Source organism: Serratia sp. ME47 (assembly GCF_903970925.1).
In the GTDB taxonomy this organism is placed as follows: Bacteria; Pseudomonadota; Gammaproteobacteria; order Enterobacterales; family Enterobacteriaceae; genus Serratia; species Serratia ureilytica.
This window is the reverse complement of record NZ_CAJCKE010000011.1, coordinates 1-25,183: the sequence shown is the minus strand read 5'-3', so window position 1 is coordinate 25,183 and position 25,183 is coordinate 1. Positions and strand designations below refer to the sequence as shown.

Here is a 25,183-nt window from a genome sequence, read left to right as displayed (position 1 = left end):
TGTGATGATTGGGCGCTTCGGCGCCCTTTTTTATGCGAGGAGGATTACTTGACGCCGTGCTGGGCGAACCACGCCAGCATGCGCTGCCAGCCGTCTTCCGCCGCTTCGGCGTTGTAGCTGGGGCGATAGTCGGCGTTGAATGCATGCCCGACGCCAGGATACACCACGATTTCGGCATCGGCGTTGGCGGCGCGGATCGCCTGACGCATGTTTTCCACCGTATCCAGCGGAATGCCGCTGTCCTGCCCGCCATACAGCCCCAGCACCGGCGTTGACAAGTGTGTGGCGACATCGACCGGATGCTTCGGCGAATTCAGCGTTTTTTCACCCACCAGTTTGCCGTACCAGGCGACGGCCGCTTTTAACTGCGGGTTGTGCGCTGCGTACAGCCAGGTAATGCGGCCGCCCCAGCAAAAACCGGTGATCGCCAGCTTGCCGGCGTCGCCGCCGTGGCGGATAGCCCAGTGCGCGGCGTGATCCAGATCCGACAGCACCTGACGATCCGGCACCTTGGTCACCAGCTGCTGGAACAGCTCGCCGATATCGGTGTAGTCGTTGGCGTCGCCCTGGCGGAAATAGAGCTCGGGGGCAATCGCCAGATAGCCCTGTTTGGCCAGACGACGGCACAGATCCTGAATATGTTCATGGACGCCGAAGATTTCCTGCACCACCAGCACGATGGGGAAGGGGCCGTTGTGGTCGACGGGTTTGGCGACGTAGGCCGGCAGCGCGTCTCCCTGGGAAGGAATAGTCGTTTGCCCGGCGTGAATGCCCTGTTCATCGGTGATAATCGCGGAGGCGGCTACCGGCGCGGCGGCCGGGGCGAATCCTCCCTGAGCCTGTTCTAATGTCATCACATGTTCGGTTTTCATTGCGGTCTCCGTGCAATAGAAAAAAGCGCTGAGATTAACTATAGGAAAGATTACCCATTATTGGCGCTGCGTGGCGCACTTTCGGACAAGTCGATAAAAAACGGCTAATTATCTGGCTTTACGGCATTTTTAAGCGCTTTTTATCATGTTATTACGCGTTTTGGCCCGCGTAAGTGCCATAAGGTGCGTTAGAGGGCTTTTTTGTCCCTAAGCAACCGATAAGATGGGGGTATTTCGAATTGATGAGCTAAATAGTTTCAGCCGGCAATCAACGGGCAGGGAGCGGCAAGGTTTGTCGGCTAGACTGAGGTTTAGCGGTGCGTTCTGGATGCCTTATAGTGCTTTTTTTGTGATAAAAATCACAAAAAATATGTAGCATGTAATTTGTTTCTCTTTTCATAGTGACTATCGTCACGAAATTAAGCGGCGATTTTCAGTAGAGTGCTTTTTTGTTCCTCCCAATAAACATGATCCATGAGGAGTCTCGTATGTCTCAGTCTGATGTTTTTCATCTCGGCCTCACCAAGAACGATTTACAAGGGGCCCAGCTTGCCATCGTGCCGGGCGATCCGCAGCGCGTAGAGAAAATTGCCAAGCTGATGGAAAATCCGGTGCATCTGGCCTCCCATCGTGAATTCACCACCTGGCGCGCAGAGCTGGATGGCAAGGCGGTGATCGTCTGCTCCACCGGCATCGGCGGCCCGTCTACCTCTATCGCGGTGGAAGAGCTGGCGCAGCTGGGCATCCGCACCTTCCTGCGCATCGGCACCACCGGCGCCATTCAGGCGAACATCAACGTCGGCGACGTACTGGTGACTACGGCAGCGGTACGCCTCGACGGCGCCAGCCTGCACTTTGCGCCGATGGAGTTCCCGGCGGTCGCGGACTTCGCCTGCACCACCGCGCTGGTGGAAGCGGCTAAAGCCAGCGGCGCCACCACCCACATTGGCGTGACGGCTTCTTCCGATACCTTCTATCCGGGCCAGGAACGTTACGATACCTACTCTGGCCGCGTGGTCAGCCGTTTCAAAGGCTCGATGGAAGAATGGCAGGCGATGGGCGTGATGAACTATGAAATGGAATCCGCCACGCTGCTGACCATGTGCGCCAGCCAGGGCCTGCGCGCCGGCATGGTGGCCGGGGTGATCGTTAACCGCACCCAGCAAGAGATCCCGAACGCCGAGACCATGAAAAACACCGAAAGCAAAGCGGTGCAGATCGTGGTGGATGCCGCCCGCCGTCTGCTGTAATCACCTTCCCTCAACGGGCCGCCGACGCGGTCCGTTGAGATTGATGACAAACCTCATGCCATTGCCCGGTTTGCAGAAAGCAGCGGATAACAAACAGGGAAAATCAATTTATTGATTTTCGGCGGATAACCACAAAGGAGGAAAAACCGCTTTTTTTCCTCCTTTGTCAACGGACTGAACGGGCCGCCGACGCGGTCCGTTTTTCCATTCGCGGCTAATCTGTTACGGTGATACTCCTCAGCGCTGCGCCGATGGCTGCCGCGCGTTGTCAGAACAAAAACAACGAGGACGTTTATGACCGCCCAGATCCTGCTTCATCCTTCGCTTGCGCCGCTCGACGGCGGCATTAACTTCCGTGACTTCGGCGGCAACGGCGTGGCCGACGGGCGCCGCATCAAACGCGGTCTGCTGTTCCGCTCCGGTTCTCTCGAGCGGCTGACGGAAAACGACTGCACTTTCCTCGCTGGGGTGCCGGTGCGTTCGGTGCTCGACTACCGCGATGCCGACGAAGTGCAGGCCAAACCGGATATTCTGTGGAATGGCGCCGACTATCACCACGTGCCGGCCAACCCGCTGAGCAGCGAAGTCAACGCCAACCTGGAAAAGCTCACCAACGAAACGCTGGCCGCTTTCGACGCCCGGGCGTTCATGCTGGAGCTGTATCGCCGCCTGCCGTTCGGCAATGCGGCCTATCAGCGGTTGGCGCAGCTGTTGAGCAACCCCGGCGGCGGCGCAATCGTGCAACACTGCGCGGTCGGCAAGGATCGCACCGGGGTCGGTTCGGCGCTGGTGCTGTTCGCGCTGGGGGCCGACGAAGCGACGGTGCTGGAAGACTATCTGCTGACCGAAACCACGCTGGCCGCTTTCCGCGAGCAGATGCTGGATCAGCTGTCTATCAAGTTGAATGCGGCGGCGCTGGAGCAATTCGCCTACGTGCTCAGCGCGCGCGAGGAGTTCCTGATGACGGCGCTGGGCTGCATCCGCCAACAATACGGCTCCACTGACCGCTGGCTGGAAGCGGAATACGGCCTGGGCGCGGCCCAGCGCGAAGCGCTGCGGGCGTTCTACCTCGAGTAAATTGCCGCGCGTTTAGCCGGGGTTTAACTCGCCCCGGCTTATCCTAGGCGGCGAACCATCGCGTATCAGGAGCCCCGCATTGAGCCTCAATGACGTTATTAACTGGGTCAGCGACGTCGTGCGTCAGCACGAAGGCTGGGCCATTCCCATTATCTTCTTCCTGGCGTTCGGCGAGTCGCTGGCGTTTTTGTCGCTGCTGCTTCCGGCCACGGTGATCCTGCTGGCGCTGGGCGCGCTGATCGGCGAAAGCGGCATCGCCTTTTGGCCGATTTGGGCCGCCGCCGCCGCCGGGGCGTTTTTCGGCGACTGGCTCTCGTACTGGATCGGCTATCACTATCAGGATCGGGTGGCCCATATGTGGCCGCTGTCGCGCAATCCGCAGCTGCTGGCGCGCGGCCACGCCTTCTTTGAGCGCTGGGGCGTGCTGGGCATTTTCATTGGCCGCTTCTTCGGCCCGCTGCGCGCCGTGGTGCCGCTGGTGGGGGGCATTTGCGGCATGCCGCAGCGCTACTTCCAGTTGGCCAACGTCACGTCGGCGATGATCTGGGCGTTCGGCATTCTGGCGCCGGGGGCGTTCGGCATCAAGTGGCTCAGCCAGTGGCTGGGCTGATTTCTCGCTAAATTGCGCAGCGCCGCGCAATATTGTGCGCGGCGGGCAAAATCAGGCTGGACATCCATACAGCCTCCCCTTAACGTGACGGGCAATGGGCGTGCGAAACGCCGGAACGGCAAGGTGCAACAGGAGGCGGGGTGGATACCAGTCTGATTTATGGGATTGGCGGCGTCGCGATCGGCATGCTGTTGGGGTGGCTGATCGCCAGTCTGCGAGTGCAGCAGACGAACGCGCAACATGAAACCGAACTGCGGTTGCTGGAGCAAGCGTTGCAGCAGGCGCAGCAGGAGACGGCCGTGCGGCAGGAGGCCCTGCAGCGCCACGAACAGCAGTCGCGCCAGAACGAGCTGGAGCTGCGCAACCTGCACAGCCAGCTGGCGGCCGGACATGAAAAACTGCAACAGCTCAACCATTGGCGCAACGAATGCGAGCTGCTCAACCAAGAGCTGCGCGCCCAGCGCGAGGTGAACAGCGCGCAGGAGGCCGAGCTGCGCGAAGTCACCATCCGTCTGGAAGAGACGCGCATGGCGGCGGAGGAGAAGCAGCGTCTGCTGATCAACAGCGAACAGCGCCTCACCACCCAGTTTGAAAACCTCGCCAACCGCATTTTTGAACACAGCGGCCGCAAGGTGGACGAGCAAAATAAGCAAAGTTTGGATCGGTTACTGCTGCCGCTGCGCGAACAGCTGGACGGTTTCCGCCGGCAGGTGCAGGACAGCTTTGGCCAGGAGGCGCGTGAGCGCCATACGCTGACGCACGAGATACGCAATCTGCAGCAGTTGAATGCGCAGATGGCGCGGGAGGCCATCAACCTCACCAAGGCGCTGAAAGGCGACAACAAGACCCAGGGCAACTGGGGCGAAGTGGTGCTGAGCCGGGTGCTGGAGGCCTCCGGCCTGCGCGAAGGGCACGAGTATGAAACGCAGGTCAACGTGCGGGTAGATCATCAGAGCCGCATGCAGCCCGATGTGATCGTGCGCCTGCCGCAGGGCAAGGATGTCGTGATCGACGCCAAGATGTCGCTGATCGCCTACGAGCGCTATTTCAACGGTGAAGACGAGGCGGAGCGCGAAGCGGCGCTGAGCGAACATATCGCTTCGCTGCGCGGCCACATTCGCATGCTGGGCCGCAAGGACTACCAGCAGCTGCCGGGGCTGCGTTCGCTGGACTATGTGCTGATGTTCATTCCGGTCGAGCCGGCCTTCCTGCTGGCTATCGATCGCGAGCCGGAGCTGATCAGCGAAGCGCTCAAGCACAACATCATGCTGGTCAGCCCGACCACGTTGCTGGTGGCGCTGCGTACCATAACCAACCTGTGGCGCTATGAGCATCAGAGCCAGAATGCCCAGCGCATCGCCGAGCGCGCGGCGAAACTGTATGACAAGATGCGGCTGTTCGTGGACGATATGTCTGCGCTGGGACAGAGCCTGGACAAGGCGCAGGGCAGTTATCGTCAGGCGATGAACAAACTGAGCGAAGGCCGTGGTAATCTTATCGGCCAAATTGAAGGTTTCCGCGCGCTGGGGGTTGAGGTCAAGCGGCCGATAAACCCGCTGCTGGCGCAGCAAGCCGGCGCGCAACACGATGAAGCGGAAGAGGCGAACGACGACGAGGTCGCCGCGCTGCCGCAGACGAACGACGATGATGATACCACCGGGGAACCGGGCTTCGTTTCGCACGGCTGAGGCCGTGGCGAGGTGGGGTATTCCTCGGGCTTCTGGTACACTCATCCACACAAAATTGACTGAATAGCAGGCAGGACAATGGCAGATCAATCGCAGGAAACCACCGATTTCGGTTTTCGCACCGTCGCTAGAGACGAAAAACAGGCCATGGTGGCGGACGTTTTTCATTCGGTAGCGGCAAAGTATGACGTGATGAACGACCTGATGTCGTTCGGCATCCACCGTATCTGGAAGCGTTTCACCATTGACTGCAGCGGCGTGCGCCGCGGGCAGCGCGTGCTGGATCTGGCCGGTGGCACCGGCGACCTGGCCGCCAAGTTCTCCCGCATGGTTGGCGAGCAGGGGCAGGTGGTGCTGGCGGACATCAACGATTCGATGCTGAAGATGGGGCGCGAGAAGCTGCGCGATCGCGGCATCGTCGGCAACATCAATTACGTGCAGGCCAACGCCGAGGCGCTGCCGTTCCCGGACAATTACTTCGATTGCATCACCATCTCCTTTGGCCTGCGTAACGTCACCGACAAAGACAAAGCGCTGCGTTCGATGTTCCGCGTGCTGAAGCCGGGCGGCCGCCTGTTGGTGCTGGAGTTCTCCAAACCGCTGCTGGCGCCGCTGAGCAAAGCTTACGACGCATACTCTTTCCACGTGCTGCCGAAGATCGGCGAGCTGGTAGTGAAAGATCCGGACAGCTATCGCTATCTGGCGGAATCGATCCGTATGCACCCCGATCAGGAAACCCTGAAGGGCATGATGGGCAACGCCGGTTTTGAAAACGTCACCTATTTCAACCTGACCGGTGGGATTGTCGCCCTGCATCGCGGCTTCAAGTTCTGAGAGGGAGATGCCGATGCTGTTTACCCCTCTGCTGACCGGTGCGCTGGAAACCTCGCTGAATAACCTGCTGTTTCGCGATCGCAGCATGAAAGCCGCTCGCCAACGCCTGGCGGGCAAGGTGCTGCGCATCGAACTGGAAGAGTTGGCTTCACCGCTGGTGCTGGTGTTCAGCGAACTGCGCGTGGATGTGCTGGGGCAGTCTGAAGACAGCGCCGATTGCACGGTGCGCAGCCGCATTCCCTCCTTACTGAAGCTGCGCGATCGCCAGCAGTTGCCGGTGCTGATGCGCAGCGGCGAATTGACGGTGGAAGGGGATATTCAGGTGGTGCAACAGCTGGTTGGCCTGCTCGATCTGGCGGAGTGGGATCCGGCGGAATGGCTGGCGCCCTATATCGGCGATATCGCCGCTCAAGGCATTACTCAGGCGCTGGGCAAAGGTGCTTCGTTACTCAAGGCCGGATTGATGCGTCGGCAGCAAGACATGGCTGAGGCGCTGACGGAAGAGTGGCGTCTGGCGCCGGGGCCGCTGGAAGTGGTGTGGTTCAATGAAGAAGTGGATGCGCTCGCCCGCAGCGCGGAAGCGCTGATTGCCCGCATGGATAAGTTGGAGGGCAAGCGATGACCCCAGGCGAACTGCGTCGTTTGTATTTTATCGTCCGCGTTTTTCTCAGCTATGGGCTGGACGAGCTGATCCCGACAATGCGTTTGACGCTGCCGCTGCGCTTCGGCCGCCGGCTGCTGTTCTGGATGCCTAATCGGCACAAGGACAAACCGCTGGGCGAACGTCTGCGGCTGGCGCTGCAGGAATTGGGGCCGGTCTGGATCAAGTTCGGCCAGATGATGTCGACCCGCCGCGATCTGTTCCCGCCGCACATTGCCGATCAGCTGACGCTGCTGCAGGATCGGGTGGCGCCTTTCGACGGTGCGCTGGCGCGCAAGCATATCGAGCTGGCGATGGGCGGCCCGCTGGAAACCTGGTTCGACGACTTCGAGCAGCAGCCGCTGGCGTCCGCTTCGATCGCGCAGGTGCATACCGCGCGGCTGAAAACCACCGGCCAGGAAGTGGTGCTGAAGGTGATCCGGCCGGATATCGGGCCGATTATCAAAGCCGACGTGCGCTTGATGTACCGGCTGGCAGGCTGGGTGCCGAAGCTGTTGCCGGACGGCCGCCGCCTGCGTCCGCGCGAAGTGGTGCGCGAGTACGAAAAAACCCTGCTGGACGAATTGAACCTGCTGCGCGAAGCGGCCAACGCCATTCAGCTGCGTCGCAATTTCGACGGCAGCCCGATGCTGTACGTGCCGGAAGTTTACTCCGACTACTGCCGCGAAAGCGTGTTGGTGATGGAGCGTATCTACGGCATTCCGGTCTCGGACATCGCCACGCTGGAGCAGCAGGGCACCAACATGAAACTGTTGGCGGAACGCGGCGTTCAGGTGTTCTTTACCCAGGTATTCCGCGACAGCTTCTTCCATGCGGACATGCATCCCGGTAATATTTTCGTCAGCTACGAACATCCGGAAGATCCTTGCTACATCGGCATCGACTGCGGCATCGTCGGTTCGTTGAACAAGGATGACAAACGCTATCTGGCGGAAAACTTCATCGCCTTCTTCAACCGCGATTACCGCAAGGTGGCGGAACTGCACGTCGACTCCGGCTGGGTGCCGCGCGACACCAACGTGGAAGACTTCGAATTCGCCATCCGTACCGTGTGCGAACCGATTTTCGAGAAGCCGTTGGCGGAGATCTCCTTCGGCAACGTGCTGCTGAACCTGTTCAACACCGCGCGCCGCTTCAATATGGAAGTGCAGCCGCAGCTGGTGTTATTGCAGAAGACCTTGCTGTATGTTGAAGGGCTGGGGCGTCAGCTTTACCCGCAGTTGGATCTGTGGACCACCGCCAAGCCGTTCCTCGAGAGTTGGCTGCGCGATCAGGTCGGCATTCCCGCCGTGGTGCGCGCGCTGAAAGAGAAGGCGCCGTTCTGGGCGGAGAAACTGCCCGAGCTGCCCGAGCTGTTTTACGACAGCCTGCAGCAGCATAAACTGTTGCAACAAAGCGTTGATAAGCTGACCAACCAGATGCAGGCTCAGCGGGTTCGTCAGGGGCAGTCACGTTATTTGTTCGGCGTTGGCGCTACACTGTTGGTAAGCGGCACGCTGTTGCTGCTGGGGCAAATCGAGGTGTTCCCCGCCTGGATGATGGCCGCCGGCATCGTATGCTGGGTGATTGGCTGGAAGCGAACCACCTGATTTAATTCGTTACTCTGGTGAAGTCGGCTCTATAATGCGGGCTGGCTTTAAAAGACCCCTTAAAATTAGAGGTAATTAAAATGGGCGGTATTAGTATTACGCAATTGTTGATCATCGCAGTGATCGTGGTGCTGCTGTTCGGCACCAAAAAACTGCGCACGCTGGGTTCCGATCTCGGCGCCTCGATCAAGGGCTTCAAAAAAGCGATCGGTGACGATACGCCGTCGACCCCCAACACGGCTGAAAAAAGCAGCCTGGATGACGCTGATTTCTCGGCCAAGCCTATTACCGATAAGCAGCCGGAAGTGAAACCGGAAGAGTCGAAGAACAAAGAGCAGGTATAAACCGTGTTTGACATTGGGTTTAGTGAGCTGCTGCTGGTGCTGGTGATCGGCCTGGTTGTTCTGGGGCCGGAACGCTTGCCGGTTGCGGTCAGAACGGTATCGGGCTGGATCCGCGCGCTGCGCTCGCTGGCGGCCTCGGTGCAGCACGAACTGTCTCAGGAGCTGAAGCTGCAGGAGCTGCAGGACAGCCTGAAGAAAGCCGAACAGGCCGGCCTGCAGAACCTGACGCCGGAGTTGAAGGCGTCGATGGATGAGCTGAAAGACGCGGCGGAATCCTTGAAACGCACCTACCGGGGCGAGAAAGAAGAGCTGGCGAACACCATCCATAACCCGCAGGCCATCGATCCGGAAGCCTTGCATGACGGCGTGACGCCGGCGGAAGCGGCAACCAGCGCCAGCGCGCCCGCCGCCGTGCCAAAACCGGCAGTGGAACCTGAAGCCGTCGTGGCTGCGCCAGTGGCGGCGCAACCGGCTAAAGCGCCGGTGGAAACCGCGCCTGCTCCTGTCGAACCTGTTGCGGATAAAACCCCAGCGTCTCACCAACCTAGTGGCGATCGTTAATACATGGCTGTTGAAGATACCCAACCCCTTATCAGTCATCTGATAGAGCTGCGCAAGCGGCTGTTGAACTCGATTATTTGCGTACTGGCGGTGTTCGTGGTGCTGGTGTTTTTCGCCAACGACATCTACCAGCTGGTTTCTGCGCCGCTGCTCAAGCAGTTGCCGGCCGGCGCGAGCATGATCGCCACCGACGTGGCGTCACCGTTTTTCACCCCGATCAAGCTGACCATGATCGTTTCGGTGTTCGTCTCCGCGCCGATGATCCTGTATCAGGTATGGGCGTTTATCGCGCCTGCGCTGTACAAGCATGAACGCCGCCTGATGATGCCGTTGCTGGTGTCCAGCAGCCTGTTGTTTTACCTCGGCATGGCCTTCGCCTACTTCATCGTGTTCCCGCTGGCCTTCGGCTTCTTCGCCAAGACCGCGCCGATGGGGGTGACCATTGCGACCGACATTAAAAACTACCTCGATTTCGTCATGGCGCTGTTTATGGCGTTTGGCGTCGCCTTCGAAGTGCCGGTCGCCATCATTCTGCTGTGCTGGAGCGGCGTCACTTCGCCGGAAGACCTGAAGAAGAAACGGCCGTATGTGTTGGTCGGCGCGTTTGTGGTCGGCATGTTGTTGACGCCGCCGGACGTGTTCTCGCAAACCCTGCTGGCGATACCGATGTATCTGCTGTTTGAAGTGGGGGTATTCTTCGCTCGCTTCTATACCGGCAAACGCCGTCCGCAGGCGGAAGACGACGACGAGGGTGACGAACCCCCAGCGCCCTGATCCACATTGATTGCGAAGCCGCCCATAGGGCGGCTTTTGCTTTGGAAAAAACCATGTTTGATATCGGCGTTAACCTCACCAGCAGCCAATTCGCCAAAGACCGCGAGACCGTGGTGGAGCGCGCCCGCGCGGCGGGCGTTACCGGGATGCTGATTACCGGCACCGATCTGCCTGAGAGCCGCGAGGCCGCCAAACTGGCGCAGCAGCATGCGGGCTATTGCTGGTCCACCGCCGGTGTGCATCCGCATAACGCCGGCAGCTGGGATGAACGCAGCGCTGAGCAGATTTATGCCCTGGCCGCCGGCCCAGAAGTGGTGGCGATCGGTGAATGCGGTCTGGATTTCAACCGCAACTTCTCAACGCCGGAGCAGCAGGAAGCGGCGTTCAGCGCGCAACTGGCGCTGGCGGCGGAGTTGGCGCTGCCGGTGTTTCTTCACTGTCGCGACGCACACGCACGTTTTGCCGAGCTACTGACGCCGTGGTTGGATAAACTGCCCGCGGCCGTGGTGCACTGCTTCACCGGCACCGCCGAAGAATTAGCAAGCTGCCTGTCGCTGGGCCTGTCGATCGGGATTACCGGTTGGGTATGCGACGAGCGGCGCGGTCTGGAATTGCGCGCCCTGCTGCCGCAGATCCCGGCCGAGCGTCTGCTGCTGGAAACTGACGCCCCTTATCTGTTGCCCCGGGATTTACAGCCTAAACCCGCATCTCGCCGCAACGAACCCTGTTTCCTGCCCCACATCGTGCATCAGGTCGCCGTCTGGCGGCAGGAAGAGCCGCAATGGCTGGGGCAAAAAACCGATGAGAACGCCCGCCGGCTATTCCGGCTGGTTTGAGCTAGGAGAAAACTATGAGCTATGCATTTCCGGGCACCTTTCCTGGTCGCCGTATGCGCCGCGTGCGCCGTCATGACTTCAGCCGCCGTCTGGTCGCCGAAAACCAACTGACGGTCAATGACCTGATTTATCCGGTGTTCGTCATGGAAGGCAGCAACCGCCAGGAAGAAGTGGCCTCGATGCCGGGCGTATCGCGCATGACGATCGATCTGCTGGTCAAGGAAGCGGAAACCATCGCCAAACTCGGCGTGCCGGTGATCTCCCTGTTCCCGGTGATTGAACCGGGCTTGAAGTCGCTGCATGCGGAAGAAGCCTACAACCCGGAAGGGCTGGTGCAGCGCACGGTGCGCGCGCTGAAAGACGCGGTGCCTGAGTTGGGCATTCTGACCGACGTAGCGCTCGATCCCTACACCACCCACGGTCAGGACGGGGTGATCGATGAGCAGGGCTACGTGATTAACGACGTGACCAAAGACATTCTGGTGCGTCAGGCGCTGTCTCATGCCGAAGCGGGCGCGGAAATCGTGGCGCCGAGCGACATGATGGACGGCCGTATCGGGGCGATCCGCGATCGTCTGGAACTGCAGGGCTTGGTGAACACCCAGATCATGGCCTACTCCGCCAAGTACGCTTCCTGCTATTACGGTCCGTTCCGCGATGCGCTGGGTTCCAGCGGCAACCTGAAAGGCGGCAACAAAAAGACCTATCAGATGGATCCGGCCAACAGCGATGAAGCGCTGCAAGAGATTGCGCAGGATCTGCAGGAAGGCGCGGACATGGTGATGGTGAAACCGGGCATGCCTTACCTGGATGTGGTGCGCCGGGTGAAGGATACCTTCGGCGTGCCGACTTTCGCTTATCAGGTGTCCGGCGAGTACGCCATGCACATGGCGGCGATTCAGAACGGCTGGCTGCAGGAGCAGCCTGCGGTGATGGAGTCGTTGATGTGCTTTAAACGCGCCGGCGCCGACGGCGTGCTGACCTACTTCGCCAAGCGTGTCGCCCAATGGCTGCATGAAGAAGCGCTGCGCCGCTAAGCGCGATACCGTAAAAAAGGCGCCTGAGGGCGCCTTTTTGCATTACATTTTCTGGAATTGCCGATTGTCGATGCTTTGACTGACCTGTTTGTTGATCAGGTTGAGCAACAGCATCGAGCGGGCCTCGCCGTCCGGCTCGGTGTAGATCGCCTGCAGCCCTTCGAATACGCCATCGACGATCAGAACGGTATCGCCCGGCTGCGGGGTTTCCGGATCGACGTAGGTCTCGCTGGTGTGCGTGCGCAGTTCATCGATCACCTTGCTCGGGATGACGCTCGGCAGCGCGCCGAAACGCACGAAGTGGCTGACGCCGCGGGTGGCGCTGATGGTGGTGGTGTGAATGCGCTCCGGGTCGAATTCCACAAACAGATAATTGGGAAACAGGGGTTCGCTGACCGCGATGCGCTTGCCACGCACGATTTTTTCCAGCGTGATGATCGGGCTGAGGCAGTTTACCTGCTGCCGCTCCAGATGTTCCTGCGCTCGCAACAGCTGACCGCGTTTGCAATAAAGTAGATACCAGGATTCCATAATTTCACATGCCTTTCTGCCAGCCGGTAAGCATATCAAAAGCTATTCCGGATACATAGTGATGCAAGTTTCAGCATGTAACATCGCCTATCTTTCTGAATCTACGGCTATTAGCGAGGGGTCACACACTTATCGATACGGCGCTGGTATAACAGAGGGCTAAAAATTTGTTACCGTCACAGTATGGCAAGGCGTTGCGCCGCCGGCTGTGACGCTATTCATCGTTTTTGACCGAGGGGAGAAAAATGGAGCTGTTTCTGTTGAGCAACGGCAAGCTGTCTGGCGAAGCCGAGCTGCTGGGGTACGCCAAAAGCCAACTGCTGGCGATGATTGCGCGCCGCGGCATCAAATCCGCCGTCTTTATCCCTTACGCGCTGATCCGTTACGACTACGATCGGCGCGCGCAGGAGCTGGCGCAAACATTGGGCATTGAAGTCACCAGCATTCACCACGCCGCTTCACCGGCGGCGGCGATCGCGCAGGCCGAATGCATTTTGGTCAGCGGCGGCAACACCTGGTTGCTGAACCAGATGCTGCACGAACAAAGCCTGATCGTGCCTATCCAGCGCGCGGTGCGCGAGCGTGAAGTGCCTTACGTCGGCTGGAGCGCAGGTTGCAACGTGGCGACGCCGAGCATTCGCACCACCAATGACATGCCGGTGCGCTGCAGCGTGGTATTGCCGGCGCTGGGGTTGTTCCCGGTGCAGATTAACCCGCATTACATCGATGCGCACATCAGCGGCCACATGGGCGAAACCCGTGACGAGCGTCTCGCGGAGTTCTGCGCGATCAACCCGAGCGAATCGGTAGTGGCGTTGCGTGAAGGCAGTCTGTTGCACGTTGAAGGCAATGCGCTGCGTTATTTCAGCACCAACGGGCAGGGCTTTAAGGTGTTCCGCCACGGCGAAGAGACGCGCGAGTATCAGGATACGCGCGCACTGGCTGCGCTGGTGCCGTTCAACTGCGGCTGAGAGCCACCCGACAGCGGGCGGCGTTAACAAAATTGCAGCAACAACCTTGAAGAGGGCTTATAATGCCCTCCCCACTGGCCGCTATAATGATCAGCATGAAATACCGTGACTTACGCGATTTCCTCTCGTTGCTGGAGAAGAGAGGGGAACTAAAACGCATCAGCCAGCCGATCGATCCTTACCTGGAAATGACGGAAATTGCCGATCGCACCTTGCGGGCGGGCGGCCCGGCACTGCTGTTTGAAAACCCGAAAGGGTACGACATGCCGGTGCTGTGCAACCTGTTCGGCACCGCCAATCGCGTGGCGATGGGCATGGGGCAGGAAGACATCAGCGCGCTGCGCGAAGTCGGCAAACTGCTGGCTTTCCTCAAAGAGCCGGAGCCGCCGAAAGGTTTCCGCGATCTGTTCGACAAAATACCGAAGTTCAAGCAGGTGCTGAACATGCCGACCAAGGTACTGGGATCCGCGCCTTGTCAGGAGCAGGTATGGCAGGGCGATGATGTCGATCTGGGCCGCATTCCGGTGATGCACTGCTGGCCGGAAGACGCCGCGCCGCTGATCACCTGGGGGCTGACGGTGACCCGCGGCCCGCATAAGGAACGGCAAAACCTCGGTATCTATCGTCAGCAGGTGCTGGGCAAGAATAAAGTGATTATGCGCTGGCTGTCGCACCGCGGCGGCGCGCTGGATTACCAGGAGTGGTGCCAGGCGCACCCCGGCGAGCGTTTCCCGGTTGCGGTGGCGCTGGGCGCCGATCCCGCCACTATCCTCGGCGCGGTGACGCCGGTGCCGGATACCCTGTCTGAATATGCCTTTGCCGGGCTGCTGCGCGGCAATAAAACCGAAGTGGTCAAGTGCCTTTCCAACGATCTGGAAGTGCCCGCCAGTGCCGAAATCGTGCTGGAAGGCTATATCGAGCAGGGTGAAATGGCGCCGGAAGGCCCCTACGGTGACCACACCGGTTACTACAATGAAATCGACCAGTTCCCGGTATTCACCGTCACGCACATCACCCAGCGTCGCAACGCGATTTACCACTCGACCTACACCGGTCGGCCGCCGGATGAGCCGGCGATCCTGGGAGTGGCGCTGAATGAAGTGTTCGTGCCGATCCTGCAAAAACAGTTCCCGGAAATCGTTGATTTTTATCTGCCGCCGGAAGGGTGCTCGTATCGCCTGGCGGTGGTGGCCATGAAAAAACAGTACGCCGGCCACGCGAAACGCGTGATGATGGGCGTCTGGTCGTTCCTGCGGCAGTTTATGTACACCAAATTTGTTATCGTCTGTGACGATGACGTCAATGCGCGCGACTGGAATGACGTGATTTGGGCGATTACCACACGAATGGATCCGGCAAGGGATACGGTTCTGGTGGAGAATACGCCGATCGACTATCTGGACTTCGCCTCGCCGGTTTCCGGACTGGGTTCGAAGATGGGGCTGGACGCCACCAACAAATGGCCGGGTGAAACCGATCGCGAATGGGGCCGTCCGATTCAGATGGATGAAAAGGTACGTGCGCGCGTCGACGAAATCTGGGATGAGCTCGCAATTTTCAGTGACAGGGAACCGACGTTATAGCGTCAGGCCCTGTTCTCAGCTTTGCATTGATGACCCGACAGAGGGAACGCATGACAATATTGAGCTGTAAAGTGACCTCGGTAGAGGCCATTACCGATACGGTTTATCGGGTACGTCTGGTGCCCGAGCAGCCGTTTTCTTTCAAGGCAGGGCAATATCTGATGGTGGTGATGGACGAGCGCGACAAACGTCCGTTCTCGCTGGCATCAACCCCGACGCAGCAAGATTACATCGAGCTGCATATCGGTGCTTCGGAGCTGAATCTGTACGCCATGGCGGTGATGGATCGCATTCTGAAAGAGCAGGCGATCACCGTCGATATGCCGCACGGCGACGCCTGGCTGCGGGAAGAGGGCAGCCGTCCGCTGGTGCTGATTGCCGGCGGCACCGGCTTCTCCTATGCGCGCTCAATCCTGTTGACCGCGTTGGAGCAGCAGCCCGATCGCGACATTTCCATCTACTGGGGCGGGCGTGAGCTGAAGCACCTGTACGATCTGAGCGAGCTGGAAGCGCTGTCGGTGCAACACCCGAACCTGAAGGTGATCCCGGTGGTCGAGCAGCCGGAGGCGGAATGGCGTGGCCGCAGCGGCACCGTGCTCAGCGCGGTGTTGCAGGATTTCGGCACGTTGGCGGAGCATGACATCTACATCGCCGGGCGTTTCGAGATGGCGAAAATCGCCCGCGAGCGTTTCTGCGCCGAGCGCGGCGCGCAGGAAGCGCATATGTTTGGCGACGCGTTTTCGTTTATCTGACAGAGGCGATGCGCAGTGAACGGGGTGGCCGAGGGTCGCCCCGTTTTTATTTGGGCGTCGGCAAATTTCAGGCATAAAAAACCCGCCCCTGACAGGCGGGAAGAACGGCAACTAAACTTGGCGGGATGCCGCGATTTGAAGTGGTGACGCGGTCATCCCAAGATAGACACAGCTAAACGCGTTCAAACACGGTGGCGATACCCTGGCCCAGGCCGATGCACATGGTTGCCAGGCCGAACTGCGCGTCGCGACGTTCCATGTTGTTCAACAAGGTGGTCGAGATGCGGGAGCCGGAACAGCCCAGCGGGTGGCCGAGCGCGATGGCGCCGCCGTTCAGGTTAATCTTGTCGTCGATGCTGTCCATCAGCCCCAGATCCTTGATGCACGGCAGCGACTGGGCGGCGAACGCTTCGTTCAGCTCGAACAGATCGATGTCCTGCACGCTCAGACCGGCGCGTTTCAGCGCCAGCTTGCTGGCCGGCACCGGGCCGTAGCCCATGATGGAAGGATCGCAGCCGACGACCGCCATCGAGCGGATGCGGGCGCGGGCTTTCAAACCGAGCGCTTTGGCGCGTGATTCGCTCATCAGCAGCATGGCGGAAGCGCCGTCCGACAGGGCAGAAGAACTGCCGGCGGTGACGGTGCCGTTCACCGGATCGAACGCCGGACGCAGGGCCGACAGGCTTTCGACGGTGGTTTCCGGGCGGATGACTTCATCAAAATCGTAACGGGTCAGCACGCCGTCGGCGTCGTGGCCGTTGGTCGGAATGATCTCGTTTTTGAAGTAACCCGCCAGCGTCGCCGCATGTGCGCGTTGGTGGGAGCGCGCGGCGAACTCATCCTGCATCTGGCGGCTGATGTTGTGCATCTTGGCCAGCATTTCAGCGGTCAGCCCCATCATCCCGGCGGCCTTGGCTACGCTGCGGCTCAGGCCCGGATGGAAATCCACGCCGTGGTTCATCGGCACATGGCCCATGTGTTCCACGCCGCCGATCAGGCTGATGTGCGCGTCGCCAACCATGATGGCGCGCGCCGCGTCGTGCAGCGCCTGCATCGAAGAGCCGCACAGGCGGTTGACGGTCACCGCCGGCACACGGTGCGGGATCTCGGCCAGCAGCGCGGCGTTGCGGGCGATGTTGAAGCCTTGTTCCAGCGTCTGCTGCACGCAGCCCCAGTAAATGTCATCGATCTCGTCGGCGTTCAGCGCCGGGTTGCGGCTCAGCACTTCACGCATCAGATGAGCGGAGAGATCTTCGGCGCGCACCTGGCGGAAGGCGCCGCCCTTGGAGCGGCCCATCGGCGTGCGTACGGCATCAACAATAACTACGTTTTCCATCTTTATGACCTCATGCCGGTTGGCGGGTTGCGACGTCGGACAGCGGTGTCGCCACCGGGTAGTAGCTTTCATTGCGTTCGGCCTTGGCGCGCAGACCGGCCGGCACCTGATACAGGGCGCCGAGGTGTGCGTAACGCTGGGCCAGCTCAACGTAGTTGGCGGTGCCGAGCGTATCCAGGTAGCGGAACGCGCCACCGTGGAACGGAGGGAAACCGATGCCGTAGACCAACGCCATATCGGCTTCGGCCGGGCTGGCGACGATCTTCTCTTCCAGGCAACGCACCACTTCGTTGATCATCGGGATCATCATGCGCGCAACGATCTCTTCGTCGCTGATGGTCTGGCGCGGTTGGCTCACTTCGGCCAGCAGCGCATCGGTCTGCTCGTCGTTGTCCTTGCGCGGTTTGCCTTTGCTATCCTGGCTGTAGCGGTAGAAGCCCAGCTGGTTTTTCTGACCGAAGCGCTGGTTGTCGAACATCACGTCAATGGCGTCGCGATAGTCTTTGCTCATGCGCTCCGGGAAGCCGGCCGCCATTACCGCTTGCGCGTGGTGTGCGGTGTCGATGCCCACCACGTCGAGCAGGTAGGCCGGGCCCATCGGCCAACCAAACTGTTTTTCCATCACTTTATCGATCTGACGGAAGTCGGCGCCGTCGCGCAGCAGCAGGCTGAAGCCGGCGAAGTATGGGAACAGCACGCGGTTGACGAAGAAGCCCGGGCAGTCGTTCACCACGATCGGCGTTTTGCCCATGCGGCTGGCGTAGGCCACCACTTTGGCAATGGTCTCGTCGCTGGTTTGTTCGCCGCGGATGATTTCGACCAGCGGCATACGGTGTACCGGGTTAAAGAAGTGCATGCCGCAGAAGTTTTGCGGACGCTTCAACGATTTTGCCAGATGATTAATCGGAATGGTCGAGGTGTTCGACGCCAGAACGGTGTCTTCGCCGATCAGGTTTTCCACTTCCGACAGCACGGCGGCTTTGACCTTCGGGTTCTCCACGACCGCTTCGACGATCACCTGCGCGCGCTCGATGCCGGCGTAGTCCAGCGTCGGCTGAATGGTCGACAGCACCTGCGCCATTTTCAGGCCGTCCAGCTTGCCGCGTTCCAACTGCTTATTGAGCAGCTTGGCCGCTTCGTTCATGCCCAACGTCAGCGATTTGTCGCTGATGTCCTTCATGATCACCGGCACGCCTTTCAACGCCGATTGGTAAGCAATGCCGCCGCCCATGATGCCGGCGCCCAACACCGCCGCCTGTTTCGGCGCGTCCACATTCTTGGCCAGCTTTTTCGCCTGGCCCTTCACGAACTGATCGTTAAGGAAGATGCCGACCAGCGCACGCGCTTCGTTGGAGCGCGCCAACGGCACGAAGCTGGCGGTTTCCAGTTTCAGTGCTTCATCGCGGCCCAGCTTGGCGGCGGCTTCAATGGTTTTCACCGCGGTCATCGGTGCCGGGTAATGTTTGCCGGCGGTCTGCAGCACCATGCCTTTGGCGGTGGTGAAGCTCATTGCCGCCTCGATCGGGCTGAGCTTCAGCGGCTCCAGCTTCGGTTGACGCGCGGCGCGCCAGTTCAGCTTGCCGTCGATCGCCTGTTGCAGCATGTTGAGCGCGGCTTCGGCCAGTTTTTCCGGCGCCACTACCGCATCGACCAGGCCGACTTTCAACGCGTCTTTGGCGCTGACGTCTTTGCCGGCGGCGATGATTTCCAGCGCGCTGTCGTTACCCAGCAGGCGCGGCAGGCGGACGGAGCCGCCGAAGCCCGGCATGATGCCCAATTTGGTTTCAGGCAGGCCGATGCGCGCGTCCGGTGAGGCGACGCGGAAATCGGTCGCCAAAATGCATTCGCAACCGCCGCCGAGCGCATAGCCGTTAATGGCAGAAATGGTCGGCACCGGCAAATCTTCCAGCCGGTTAAAGACGTTGTTGGCGAATACCAGCCACTCCTGCAGCTTTTCAGCCGGCGCGGCGAACAGAGAAAGGAATTCGGTGATATCGGCGCCGACGATAAATGCGGCTTTGGTGGAGCGCAGCAGCAGCCCCTTGAGCTCTGGCTGGTTTTCCAGCACGGTGAGCGCTTCGCCCAGGCTGGCGACGGTGCGGGTGTCCAGCTTGTTGACCGAGCCCGGTGCGTTGAACACCAGCTCGGCGATGCCGTTATCGAGCCAGTGCAGTTGTAATGTTTCGCCTTGGTAGAGCATGTCTATCTCCTGAATCAGCGTATGATCTGGTATGACCAGATGAAGAGGAGTGTGGTTTTTATGTTAACAATATGCAAATGAGAGATTGCATTTTTGCTGGTCTGATCACATGTCGCCAAGTTAGTTTTTTGATTTGAAACGAAGTTATATTTTATGTGCTATCGGCATTTGCCGGAGCTTGTCGGCCCTCATACACTTGCTCGCAGCGAATGAACATTCAGACGAGGTTACGCATGACTAAGGCGGCTTGTGTTAAACGCAGCGGCTTATGGAGCATTCCCGCCAGAACCATGACGCTGGCGTGTCTGTTGGTGTTTATGGCGCAAATGGCGACGACCGTGTACTTGCCTTCGCTGCCGACGGTGATGCGGGAGCTGGCGATGAGCCGGCGCGCTACCGAGCTGTCCATTTCAATCTTCGTCATCGGCGCCGCCTTGCCGGTGCTGTTCTGGGGCGCGGCCGCCGATCGCTTTGGCCGCCGCGCGCCCCTGACGCTGTCTTTATTTCTTTTCATTGGCTGCAGCGGGCTGTTGGCGCTGTGCAGCAACGGCGCCCAATTGCTGACGCTGCGTGCGCTGCAGGGCGTGGGTGCCGGCGGTGCGGCGATCATCGCGCGCATCATCGTGCGGGATAACTGGAGCGGGGACGAACTGGCGCGGCGTCTGTCGGTGCTCTCCATCGCCTTTATCACCGCGCTGGGCGGCGGTCAGTTTATCGGTGGCCTGCTGAGCCAATATGCGCACTGGCAGATGGGCTTCGTCCTGATGGGCGCCACCGGTTTGATCATTCTGGCGCTGATGGCGACGCTGCCGCTGGAGGCGGGACGGGCAGGGGGCGTGCGCCCGGCGATGGCGGCAACCTACTTTGCCATTCTGCGGCGGCCTGGGTTCTTTTGGCCGGCCTGCGTCGGCGGGCTGGGGTTTGCCACCACGGTGACACTGCAGGAAGTGAGTCCGTTCGTCATGCAGCAGGAGTTTGGTCTCAACGTCACGGCGTTCGGCGCCCTGGGGCTGGTGATCGGCGTCGCCTACTTCAGCGGGGCGCTGACGGTGAACCGTACGGTGGCGCGTCTTGGCGGGAAAAAACTGATGCAGGCCGGCAGCGGCATCGTGGCGCTGGCGACGGCGGCGATCCTGCTGCTGTGGTGGAGCGGCGTTCTGGCCGGCCTTTCCGGCATGGCGCTGTTCATCGCGCTGTATTGCCTGACCATTTTTGGCCAGGCGGTGCTGTTTCCCAACAGCATGGCGATGGCGGTCAGCGATGCCAAAGAGTACGGCGCTTATGCGATGGCGCTGTGTGGCTTTCTGCAGCAGTGTCTGGCGGGCGTCGCCGCGGCCGGCGCGGTGTTGTTGGAACACCATGGCCTGTGGGCGCTGGCGATAGCGCTGCTCGGTTTGGGCGGCTGGTTAATGGTTAAGCTGCGGATGTAACGGCATTTGCAGGGAATTGCGAGCTGCTCCGCATGCCCAACGCGATGAGGTTGGTGCGTCGGAGCGCTGTGTTAAGATGGCTTCTTTCGTGCTAAGGCATAAGGGTACTGTGATGGAAACGCTGGCTTCTTTGTATAACGACCACCTGGCAGAACTGCAAAAACGCGCGCGTGAAGTGCTGGAGCGCAACAAGTTGGATGCGCTGCTGATTCACTCCGGGGAACTGCAAAAGGTATTTTTGGACGACCATAGCTACCCGTTCAAAGTGAACGCGCATTTCAAAGCCTGGGTGCCGGTGACGTCGGTGCCGAACTGCTGGTTGTGGATAGATGGCGTCAACAAGCCGAAGCTGTGGTTCTACTCCCCGGTTGACTACTGGCACAGCGTAGAGCCGCTGCCGAACAGTTTCTGGACCAAGTCCCTCGAATTGATGCCGCTGGCCAACGCCGATGCGATCGCGCAGCAGCTGCCGCCGCAGCGTGAGCGCGTCGGCTATATCGGTTATGCCCAACAGCGCGCCCGCGATCTCGGCATCCCTTCGGAAAACATCAACCCGAAAGCGGTGCTGAACTACCTGGATTTCCACCGTTCGATTAAAACCGGCTATGAGCTGGCCTGCATGCGCGAAGCGCAGAAGACGGCGGTAACCGGCCATCGTGCCGCGCATGAGGCCTTCCTCTCCGGCATGAGCGAGTTCGACATCAATCTGGCCTACCTGACGGCTACCGGCCATCGCGATACCGATGTGCCTTACGACAACATCGTGGCGTTGAACGAGCACGCTTCGGTGCTGCACTACACCAAGCTGGATCATCAGCCGCCGGCCGAGTCCCTGAGTTTTCTGATCGACGCCGGGGCGGAATATAACGGCTACGCCGCCGATCTGACGCGTACCTATGCGGCGCAAAGCGGCAGCGAGTTCGCTCATCTGGTGAAAGATCTCAATAGTGAACAGCTGGCGCTGATCGACACCATTAAAACCGGCGTGCGTTACACCGACTATCATGTGCAGATGCATCAGCGCATCGCCAAGCTGCTCAAGAATCACAAACTGGTGAATGGCCTCAGCGAAGAGGCGATGGTCGAAACGGGTATCACCACGCCGTTCCTGCCGCACGGGTTGGGCCATCCGTTGGGCCTGCAGGTGCACGACGCCGCCGGTTTTATGCAGGATGAGCAAGGCACCCATCTGGCGGCGCCGTCCAAGTACCCATTCCTGCGTTGCACCCGCGTGTTGCAGCCAGGCATGGTGTTGACCATCGAACCGGGTCTGTACTTCATCGAGTCTCTGTTGGCGCCGTGGCGCAGCGGCGAGTTCAAGCAGCACTTCGCCTGGGATCGCATCGATGCGCTGAAACCGTATGGCGGTATTCGCATCGAAGACAACATCGTGATCCATGAAAAGCGCATCGAGAACATGACGCGCGATCTGAACCTGGCTTGATGCGGCCGTACCCGATACCGGCGGAAGCAACCTGCTTTACCGAAGAGATAAAGAAGAGCCGTTTCATCACCCTGCTGGCGCCGACCGGCGGGGTGGAGGCGGCAAAGGCGTTTATTCAGCAGGTGCGGGATGAGCACCCGGCGGCGCGGCACCACTGTTGGGCTTTCGTCGCCGGTAGCCCCGATGATTCGCAGCAGCTGGGGTTCTCCGACGATGGAGAACCGTCGGGCACCGCCGGCAAACCTATCCTCGCTCAGCTGATGGGCAGCGGTATCGGTGAAGTGACCGCCGTAGTCGTTCGGTACTACGGCGGTGTCAAGCTGGGCACCGGCGGGCTGGTGAAAGCTTATGGCAACGGTGTCCAACAGGCATTGAAGCAGCTGGCGCTGGCGCAAAAGGTGCCCGAAGCCGAATATATCTTGCAGTGCGACTATGCGCAGTTGGCGCTGGTGGAGAACTTGTTGCAGCAAACCGCAGGTCGGATCCTGCAGAGTGAATACGGCGCCGCCGTCGTGCTGCATTTGGCGCTGCCGGCGACTGAGGTCGAGCTGTTTGGGAATAAATTGCGTGATCTCAGTCGCGGTAATTTGCAATTAACCCCCATTTCGCAATAATCCTCCCAATTGAATTGCTAAGGATCGTGCTGAAATGCATTTTCGCGCCATAACCCGTATCGTTGGTCTGCTGGTCATCCTGTTCTCCGGGACGATGTTTATTCCCGGCCTGGTGGCATTGATTTATCGCGATGGGGCGGGGCGAGCGTTCAGCCAAACGTTCTTCGTGGCGTTGACCATCGGGCTGATGCTGTGGTGGCCGAACCGTAAGCAGAAACACGAGCTGAAGCCGCGTGAAGGTTTCCTGATCGTCGTGCTGTTCTGGACCGTGCTGGGCAGCGTGGGGGCATTGCCGTTCCTGTTCTCGGAACGTCCTAATTTGTCGCTGACCGACGCCTTCTTTGAATCCTTCTCGGGATTGACGACTACCGGCGCAACGACGCTGGTGGGGCTGGACTCGTTGCCTAAGGCCATCCTGTTCTATCGCCAAATGCTGCAATGGATGGGCGGGATGGGGATCATCGTGTTGGCGGTGGCGATACTGCCGATACTCGGCGTCGGGGGCATGCAGCTGTATCGGGCGGAAATGCCCGGGCCGCTGAAAGATAACAAGATGCGTCCGCGTATTGCCGAAACCGCCAAAACCCTGTGGCTAATCTATGTGTTGCTGACCGTCGCCTGTGCGCTGGCGCTCTGGGGGGCCGGGATGTCGGTGTTCGACGCCATCGGCCACAGTTTCTCGACCATCGCCATTGGCGGATTTTCTACCCACGACGCCAGTATCGGTTATTACGCCAGCCCGACCATCAACACCATCATTGCCGTGTTCCTGCTGATTTCCGGCTGTAACTACGGTCTGCACTTCGCTTTGCTAAGCGGCCGCAGTCTGAAGGTCTATGGGCGCGATCCTGAATTCCGCATGTTTATCTTCGTTCAACTAACGCTGGTGGTGGTGTGCACGTTGGTGCTCTGGGGACATGGCGTCTATAAGAGCGGTATGGAAACGCTCAATCAGGCGTTCTTTCAGGTGGTATCGATGGCGACCACGGCCGGTTTTACGACCGACAGCATCGCCAAGTGGCCGCTGTTCCTGCCGATGCTGTTGCTGTGTTCGGCATTCATCGGCGGTTGCGCCGGTTCGACCGGCGGCGGCCTGAAGGTGATCCGTATTCTGCTGTTGTACCTGCAAGGCTCGCGCGAATTGAAAAGGCTGGTGCACCCCAACGCGGTCTATACCATCAAATTGGGCAATCGCGCACTGCCGGAACGTATTCTGGAAGCAGTGTGGGGATTCTTCTCCGCCTATGCGCTGGTGTTTATCGTCAGCATGCTGGCGATCATTGCGACCGGCGTTGATGATTTCTCCGCGTTTGCGGCAGTGACGGCAACGCTGAATAACCTTGGTCCTGGTCTGGGCGTGGTGGCGGACAACTTCACCACGATGCCAGCGGCGGCCAAGTGGATCCTGGTGGTGACGATGCTGTTCGGGCGCCTGGAAGTGTTTACATTGCTGGTGCTGTTCACGCCAACCTTCTGGCGTGAGTGAGCCTGTTATAAGGAGTACGCCATGAAGGCATTGATACTTTATTCGAGCCGTGACGGGCAAACACGTGCTATCGCTTCTTATATAGCAAGCAAATTGCAGGATACGCTGCGCTGTGAGGTTATCGATCTGTTGCAGGCGGAACAGATCGACCTTAGCCAGTATCAGCAGGTGATGATCGGCGCTTCTATTCGCTACGGGCACTTTAACCCGGTGCTGGATAAATTCGTTAAACGTCATGCCGAACAGTTGAATCGGATGCCCAGCGCATTCTTTGCCGTCAATCTGACCGCGCGCAAACCGGAAAAGCGTTCGCCGCAAACCAACGCCTATACCCGCAAGTTCCTGTTGGCGTCGCCGTGGCAGCCAAAACAGTGTGCGGTGTTTGCCGGGGCATTGCGTTATCCACGTTATCGCTGGTTCGATCGCATCATGATTCAATTTATTATGCGTATGACCGGTGGAGAAACGGATACCAGTAAGGAAGTTGAGTACACAGATTGGCAGCAAGTCGATCGTTTCGCCCAGGAATTTAGCCAGATTCAGTACGAAAAGTGACAAAAATGCGGGTTTGGTCAGCGTTTTGCCGAAAAAATCCGCGCTTGAAAAGTTTTTTGCATTTAGGGGTTGCGGCCTGCCGAGAACTCCCTATAATGCGCCTCCACTGACCGGGAACAACGACTGACAAGCCGCCGGGTCAGCGAGA

At 59.6% G+C, this 25,183-nt stretch carries 24 protein-coding genes; 20 read left to right on the top strand and 4 right to left on the bottom strand.

All coding sequences use genetic code 11. The features are described 5' to 3' along the window. Window positions 1–44: 44 nt before the first annotated feature. The gene (locus H7A77_RS12810; RefSeq protein ID WP_042783468.1) at window positions 45–872 is read right to left on the bottom strand and encodes a dienelactone hydrolase family protein; all 828 of its coding nucleotides are present in this window, start codon (window positions 870–872) and stop codon (window positions 45–47) included. Window positions 873–1,360: 488 nt separating this feature from the next. Between H7A77_RS12810 and udp the strand changes: the two genes are divergently transcribed. From udp to hemB, 12 genes are all read left to right on the top strand, one after another. Continuing rightward, window positions 1,361–2,122 (top strand): uridine phosphorylase, encoded by a 762-nt coding sequence (udp, locus tag H7A77_RS12805; RefSeq protein ID WP_004934432.1) that lies wholly within the window; start codon window positions 1,361–1,363, stop codon window positions 2,120–2,122. 294 nt (window positions 2,123–2,416) lie between these two features. After that, window positions 2,417–3,199 carry a tyrosine-protein phosphatase gene (locus H7A77_RS12800; protein ID WP_047573105.1) on the top strand — a complete coding sequence of 261 codons (783 nt, stop codon included), beginning with the start codon at window positions 2,417–2,419 and terminating at the stop codon, window positions 3,197–3,199. A gap of 79 nt (window positions 3,200–3,278) precedes the next feature. Further along, window positions 3,279–3,809 (top strand): DedA family protein, encoded by a 531-nt coding sequence (locus H7A77_RS12795; RefSeq protein WP_004934438.1) that lies wholly within the window; start codon window positions 3,279–3,281, stop codon window positions 3,807–3,809. Window positions 3,810–3,949: 140 nt separating this feature from the next. Next, entirely contained in the window at window positions 3,950–5,497 is a 1,548-nt protein-coding gene (gene rmuC / locus H7A77_RS12790; RefSeq protein WP_033652654.1) for a DNA recombination protein RmuC, read from the top strand. Between the two features lie 78 nt (window positions 5,498–5,575). Continuing rightward, a complete protein-coding gene (gene ubiE / locus H7A77_RS12785) occupies window positions 5,576–6,331 on the top strand; it encodes a bifunctional demethylmenaquinone methyltransferase/2-methoxy-6-polyprenyl-1,4-benzoquinol methylase UbiE (RefSeq protein ID WP_004934443.1) in 756 nt (251 codons plus the stop codon). A gap of 13 nt (window positions 6,332–6,344) precedes the next feature. After that, window positions 6,345–6,953 carry an SCP2 domain-containing protein gene (locus tag H7A77_RS12780; protein WP_033644973.1) on the top strand — a complete coding sequence of 203 codons (609 nt, stop codon included), beginning with the start codon at window positions 6,345–6,347 and terminating at the stop codon, window positions 6,951–6,953. Continuing rightward, on the top strand, window positions 6,950–8,581 hold the full coding sequence (gene ubiB / locus H7A77_RS12775; RefSeq protein ID WP_033644971.1) for a ubiquinone biosynthesis regulatory protein kinase UbiB: 1,632 nt from the start codon (window positions 6,950–6,952) through the stop codon (window positions 8,579–8,581). The genes H7A77_RS12780 and ubiB overlap by 4 nt, the downstream gene beginning before the upstream one ends. Before the next feature lie 80 nt (window positions 8,582–8,661). Next, window positions 8,662–8,925, top strand: coding sequence for a Sec-independent protein translocase subunit TatA (tatA, locus tag H7A77_RS12770; protein ID WP_004934452.1), 264 nt, complete (start codon window positions 8,662–8,664; stop codon window positions 8,923–8,925). Between the two features lie 3 nt (window positions 8,926–8,928). Then, window positions 8,929–9,486: a Sec-independent protein translocase protein TatB gene (gene tatB / locus H7A77_RS12765; protein ID WP_033644970.1), complete on the top strand. Its 558-nt coding sequence runs from the start codon at window positions 8,929–8,931 to the stop codon at window positions 9,484–9,486. Between the two features lie 3 nt (window positions 9,487–9,489). Then, a complete protein-coding gene (tatC, locus tag H7A77_RS12760; RefSeq protein WP_033644968.1) occupies window positions 9,490–10,260 on the top strand; it encodes a Sec-independent protein translocase subunit TatC in 771 nt (256 codons plus the stop codon). Between the two features lie 53 nt (window positions 10,261–10,313). Beyond that, window positions 10,314–11,096: a 3'-5' ssDNA/RNA exonuclease TatD gene (gene tatD / locus H7A77_RS12755; protein ID WP_042785623.1), complete on the top strand. Its 783-nt coding sequence runs from the start codon at window positions 10,314–10,316 to the stop codon at window positions 11,094–11,096. A gap of 14 nt (window positions 11,097–11,110) precedes the next feature. Next, window positions 11,111–12,133, top strand: a complete 1,023-nt coding sequence (hemB, locus tag H7A77_RS12750; RefSeq protein ID WP_042783470.1) for a porphobilinogen synthase — start codon at window positions 11,111–11,113, stop codon at window positions 12,131–12,133. 42 nt (window positions 12,134–12,175) lie between these two features. Here hemB and rfaH read toward each other — a convergent pair whose 3' ends face one another. Next, a complete protein-coding gene (gene rfaH, locus H7A77_RS12745; RefSeq protein WP_033644965.1) occupies window positions 12,176–12,664 on the bottom strand; it encodes a transcription/translation regulatory transformer protein RfaH in 489 nt (162 codons plus the stop codon). Window positions 12,665–12,909: 245 nt separating this feature from the next. Here rfaH and pepE point away from each other — a divergent pair, with 245 nt between their 5' ends. The 3 genes from pepE (at window position 12,910) to fre (ending at window position 15,970) form a co-directional block, all read left to right on the top strand. Beyond that, window positions 12,910–13,635 carry a dipeptidase PepE gene (gene pepE, locus H7A77_RS12740; RefSeq protein WP_182074284.1) on the top strand — a complete coding sequence of 242 codons (726 nt, stop codon included), beginning with the start codon at window positions 12,910–12,912 and terminating at the stop codon, window positions 13,633–13,635. A 62-nt stretch (window positions 13,636–13,697) separates the two neighbouring features. Next, window positions 13,698–15,218 (top strand): 4-hydroxy-3-polyprenylbenzoate decarboxylase, encoded by a 1,521-nt coding sequence (ubiD, locus tag H7A77_RS12735; protein ID WP_182074283.1) that lies wholly within the window; start codon window positions 13,698–13,700, stop codon window positions 15,216–15,218. A 50-nt stretch (window positions 15,219–15,268) separates the two neighbouring features. Continuing rightward, window positions 15,269–15,970: an NAD(P)H-flavin reductase gene (fre, locus tag H7A77_RS12730; protein WP_033644962.1), complete on the top strand. Its 702-nt coding sequence runs from the start codon at window positions 15,269–15,271 to the stop codon at window positions 15,968–15,970. A gap of 172 nt (window positions 15,971–16,142) precedes the next feature. On the opposite strand, the gene fadA is transcribed toward fre, so the two are convergent. Together fadA and fadB are read right to left on the bottom strand one after the other, a co-directional pair. Beyond that, a complete protein-coding gene (gene fadA / locus H7A77_RS12725; protein WP_033644961.1) occupies window positions 16,143–17,306 on the bottom strand; it encodes an acetyl-CoA C-acyltransferase FadA in 1,164 nt (387 codons plus the stop codon). A 10-nt stretch (window positions 17,307–17,316) separates the two neighbouring features. Further along, the gene (fadB, locus tag H7A77_RS12720) at window positions 17,317–19,506 is read right to left on the bottom strand and encodes a fatty acid oxidation complex subunit alpha FadB (protein ID WP_047573093.1); all 2,190 of its coding nucleotides are present in this window, start codon (window positions 19,504–19,506) and stop codon (window positions 17,317–17,319) included. A 233-nt stretch (window positions 19,507–19,739) separates the two neighbouring features. On the opposite strand from fadB, the gene H7A77_RS12715 reads away from it, so the two are divergent. From H7A77_RS12715 to hemG, 5 genes are all read left to right on the top strand, one after another. Then, window positions 19,740–20,936, top strand: coding sequence for an MFS transporter (locus tag H7A77_RS12715; RefSeq protein ID WP_180995575.1), 1,197 nt, complete (start codon window positions 19,740–19,742; stop codon window positions 20,934–20,936). Window positions 20,937–21,048: 112 nt separating this feature from the next. Continuing rightward, on the top strand, window positions 21,049–22,380 hold the full coding sequence (gene pepQ / locus H7A77_RS12710; RefSeq protein WP_033644957.1) for a Xaa-Pro dipeptidase: 1,332 nt from the start codon (window positions 21,049–21,051) through the stop codon (window positions 22,378–22,380). Next, window positions 22,380–22,994, top strand: coding sequence for an IMPACT family protein (locus H7A77_RS12705; RefSeq protein ID WP_182074282.1), 615 nt, complete (start codon window positions 22,380–22,382; stop codon window positions 22,992–22,994). Before pepQ ends, H7A77_RS12705 begins: the two co-directional genes overlap by 1 nt. 34 nt (window positions 22,995–23,028) lie before the next feature. Then, window positions 23,029–24,480, top strand: coding sequence for a Trk system potassium transporter TrkH (gene trkH / locus H7A77_RS12700; RefSeq protein WP_004934492.1), 1,452 nt, complete (start codon window positions 23,029–23,031; stop codon window positions 24,478–24,480). Window positions 24,481–24,501: 21 nt separating this feature from the next. Beyond that, complete coding sequence (hemG, locus tag H7A77_RS12695) at window positions 24,502–25,035, top strand: menaquinone-dependent protoporphyrinogen IX dehydrogenase (protein ID WP_033652659.1); 534 nt, start codon at window positions 24,502–24,504, stop codon at window positions 25,033–25,035. Window positions 25,036–25,183 lie beyond the last annotated feature (148 nt).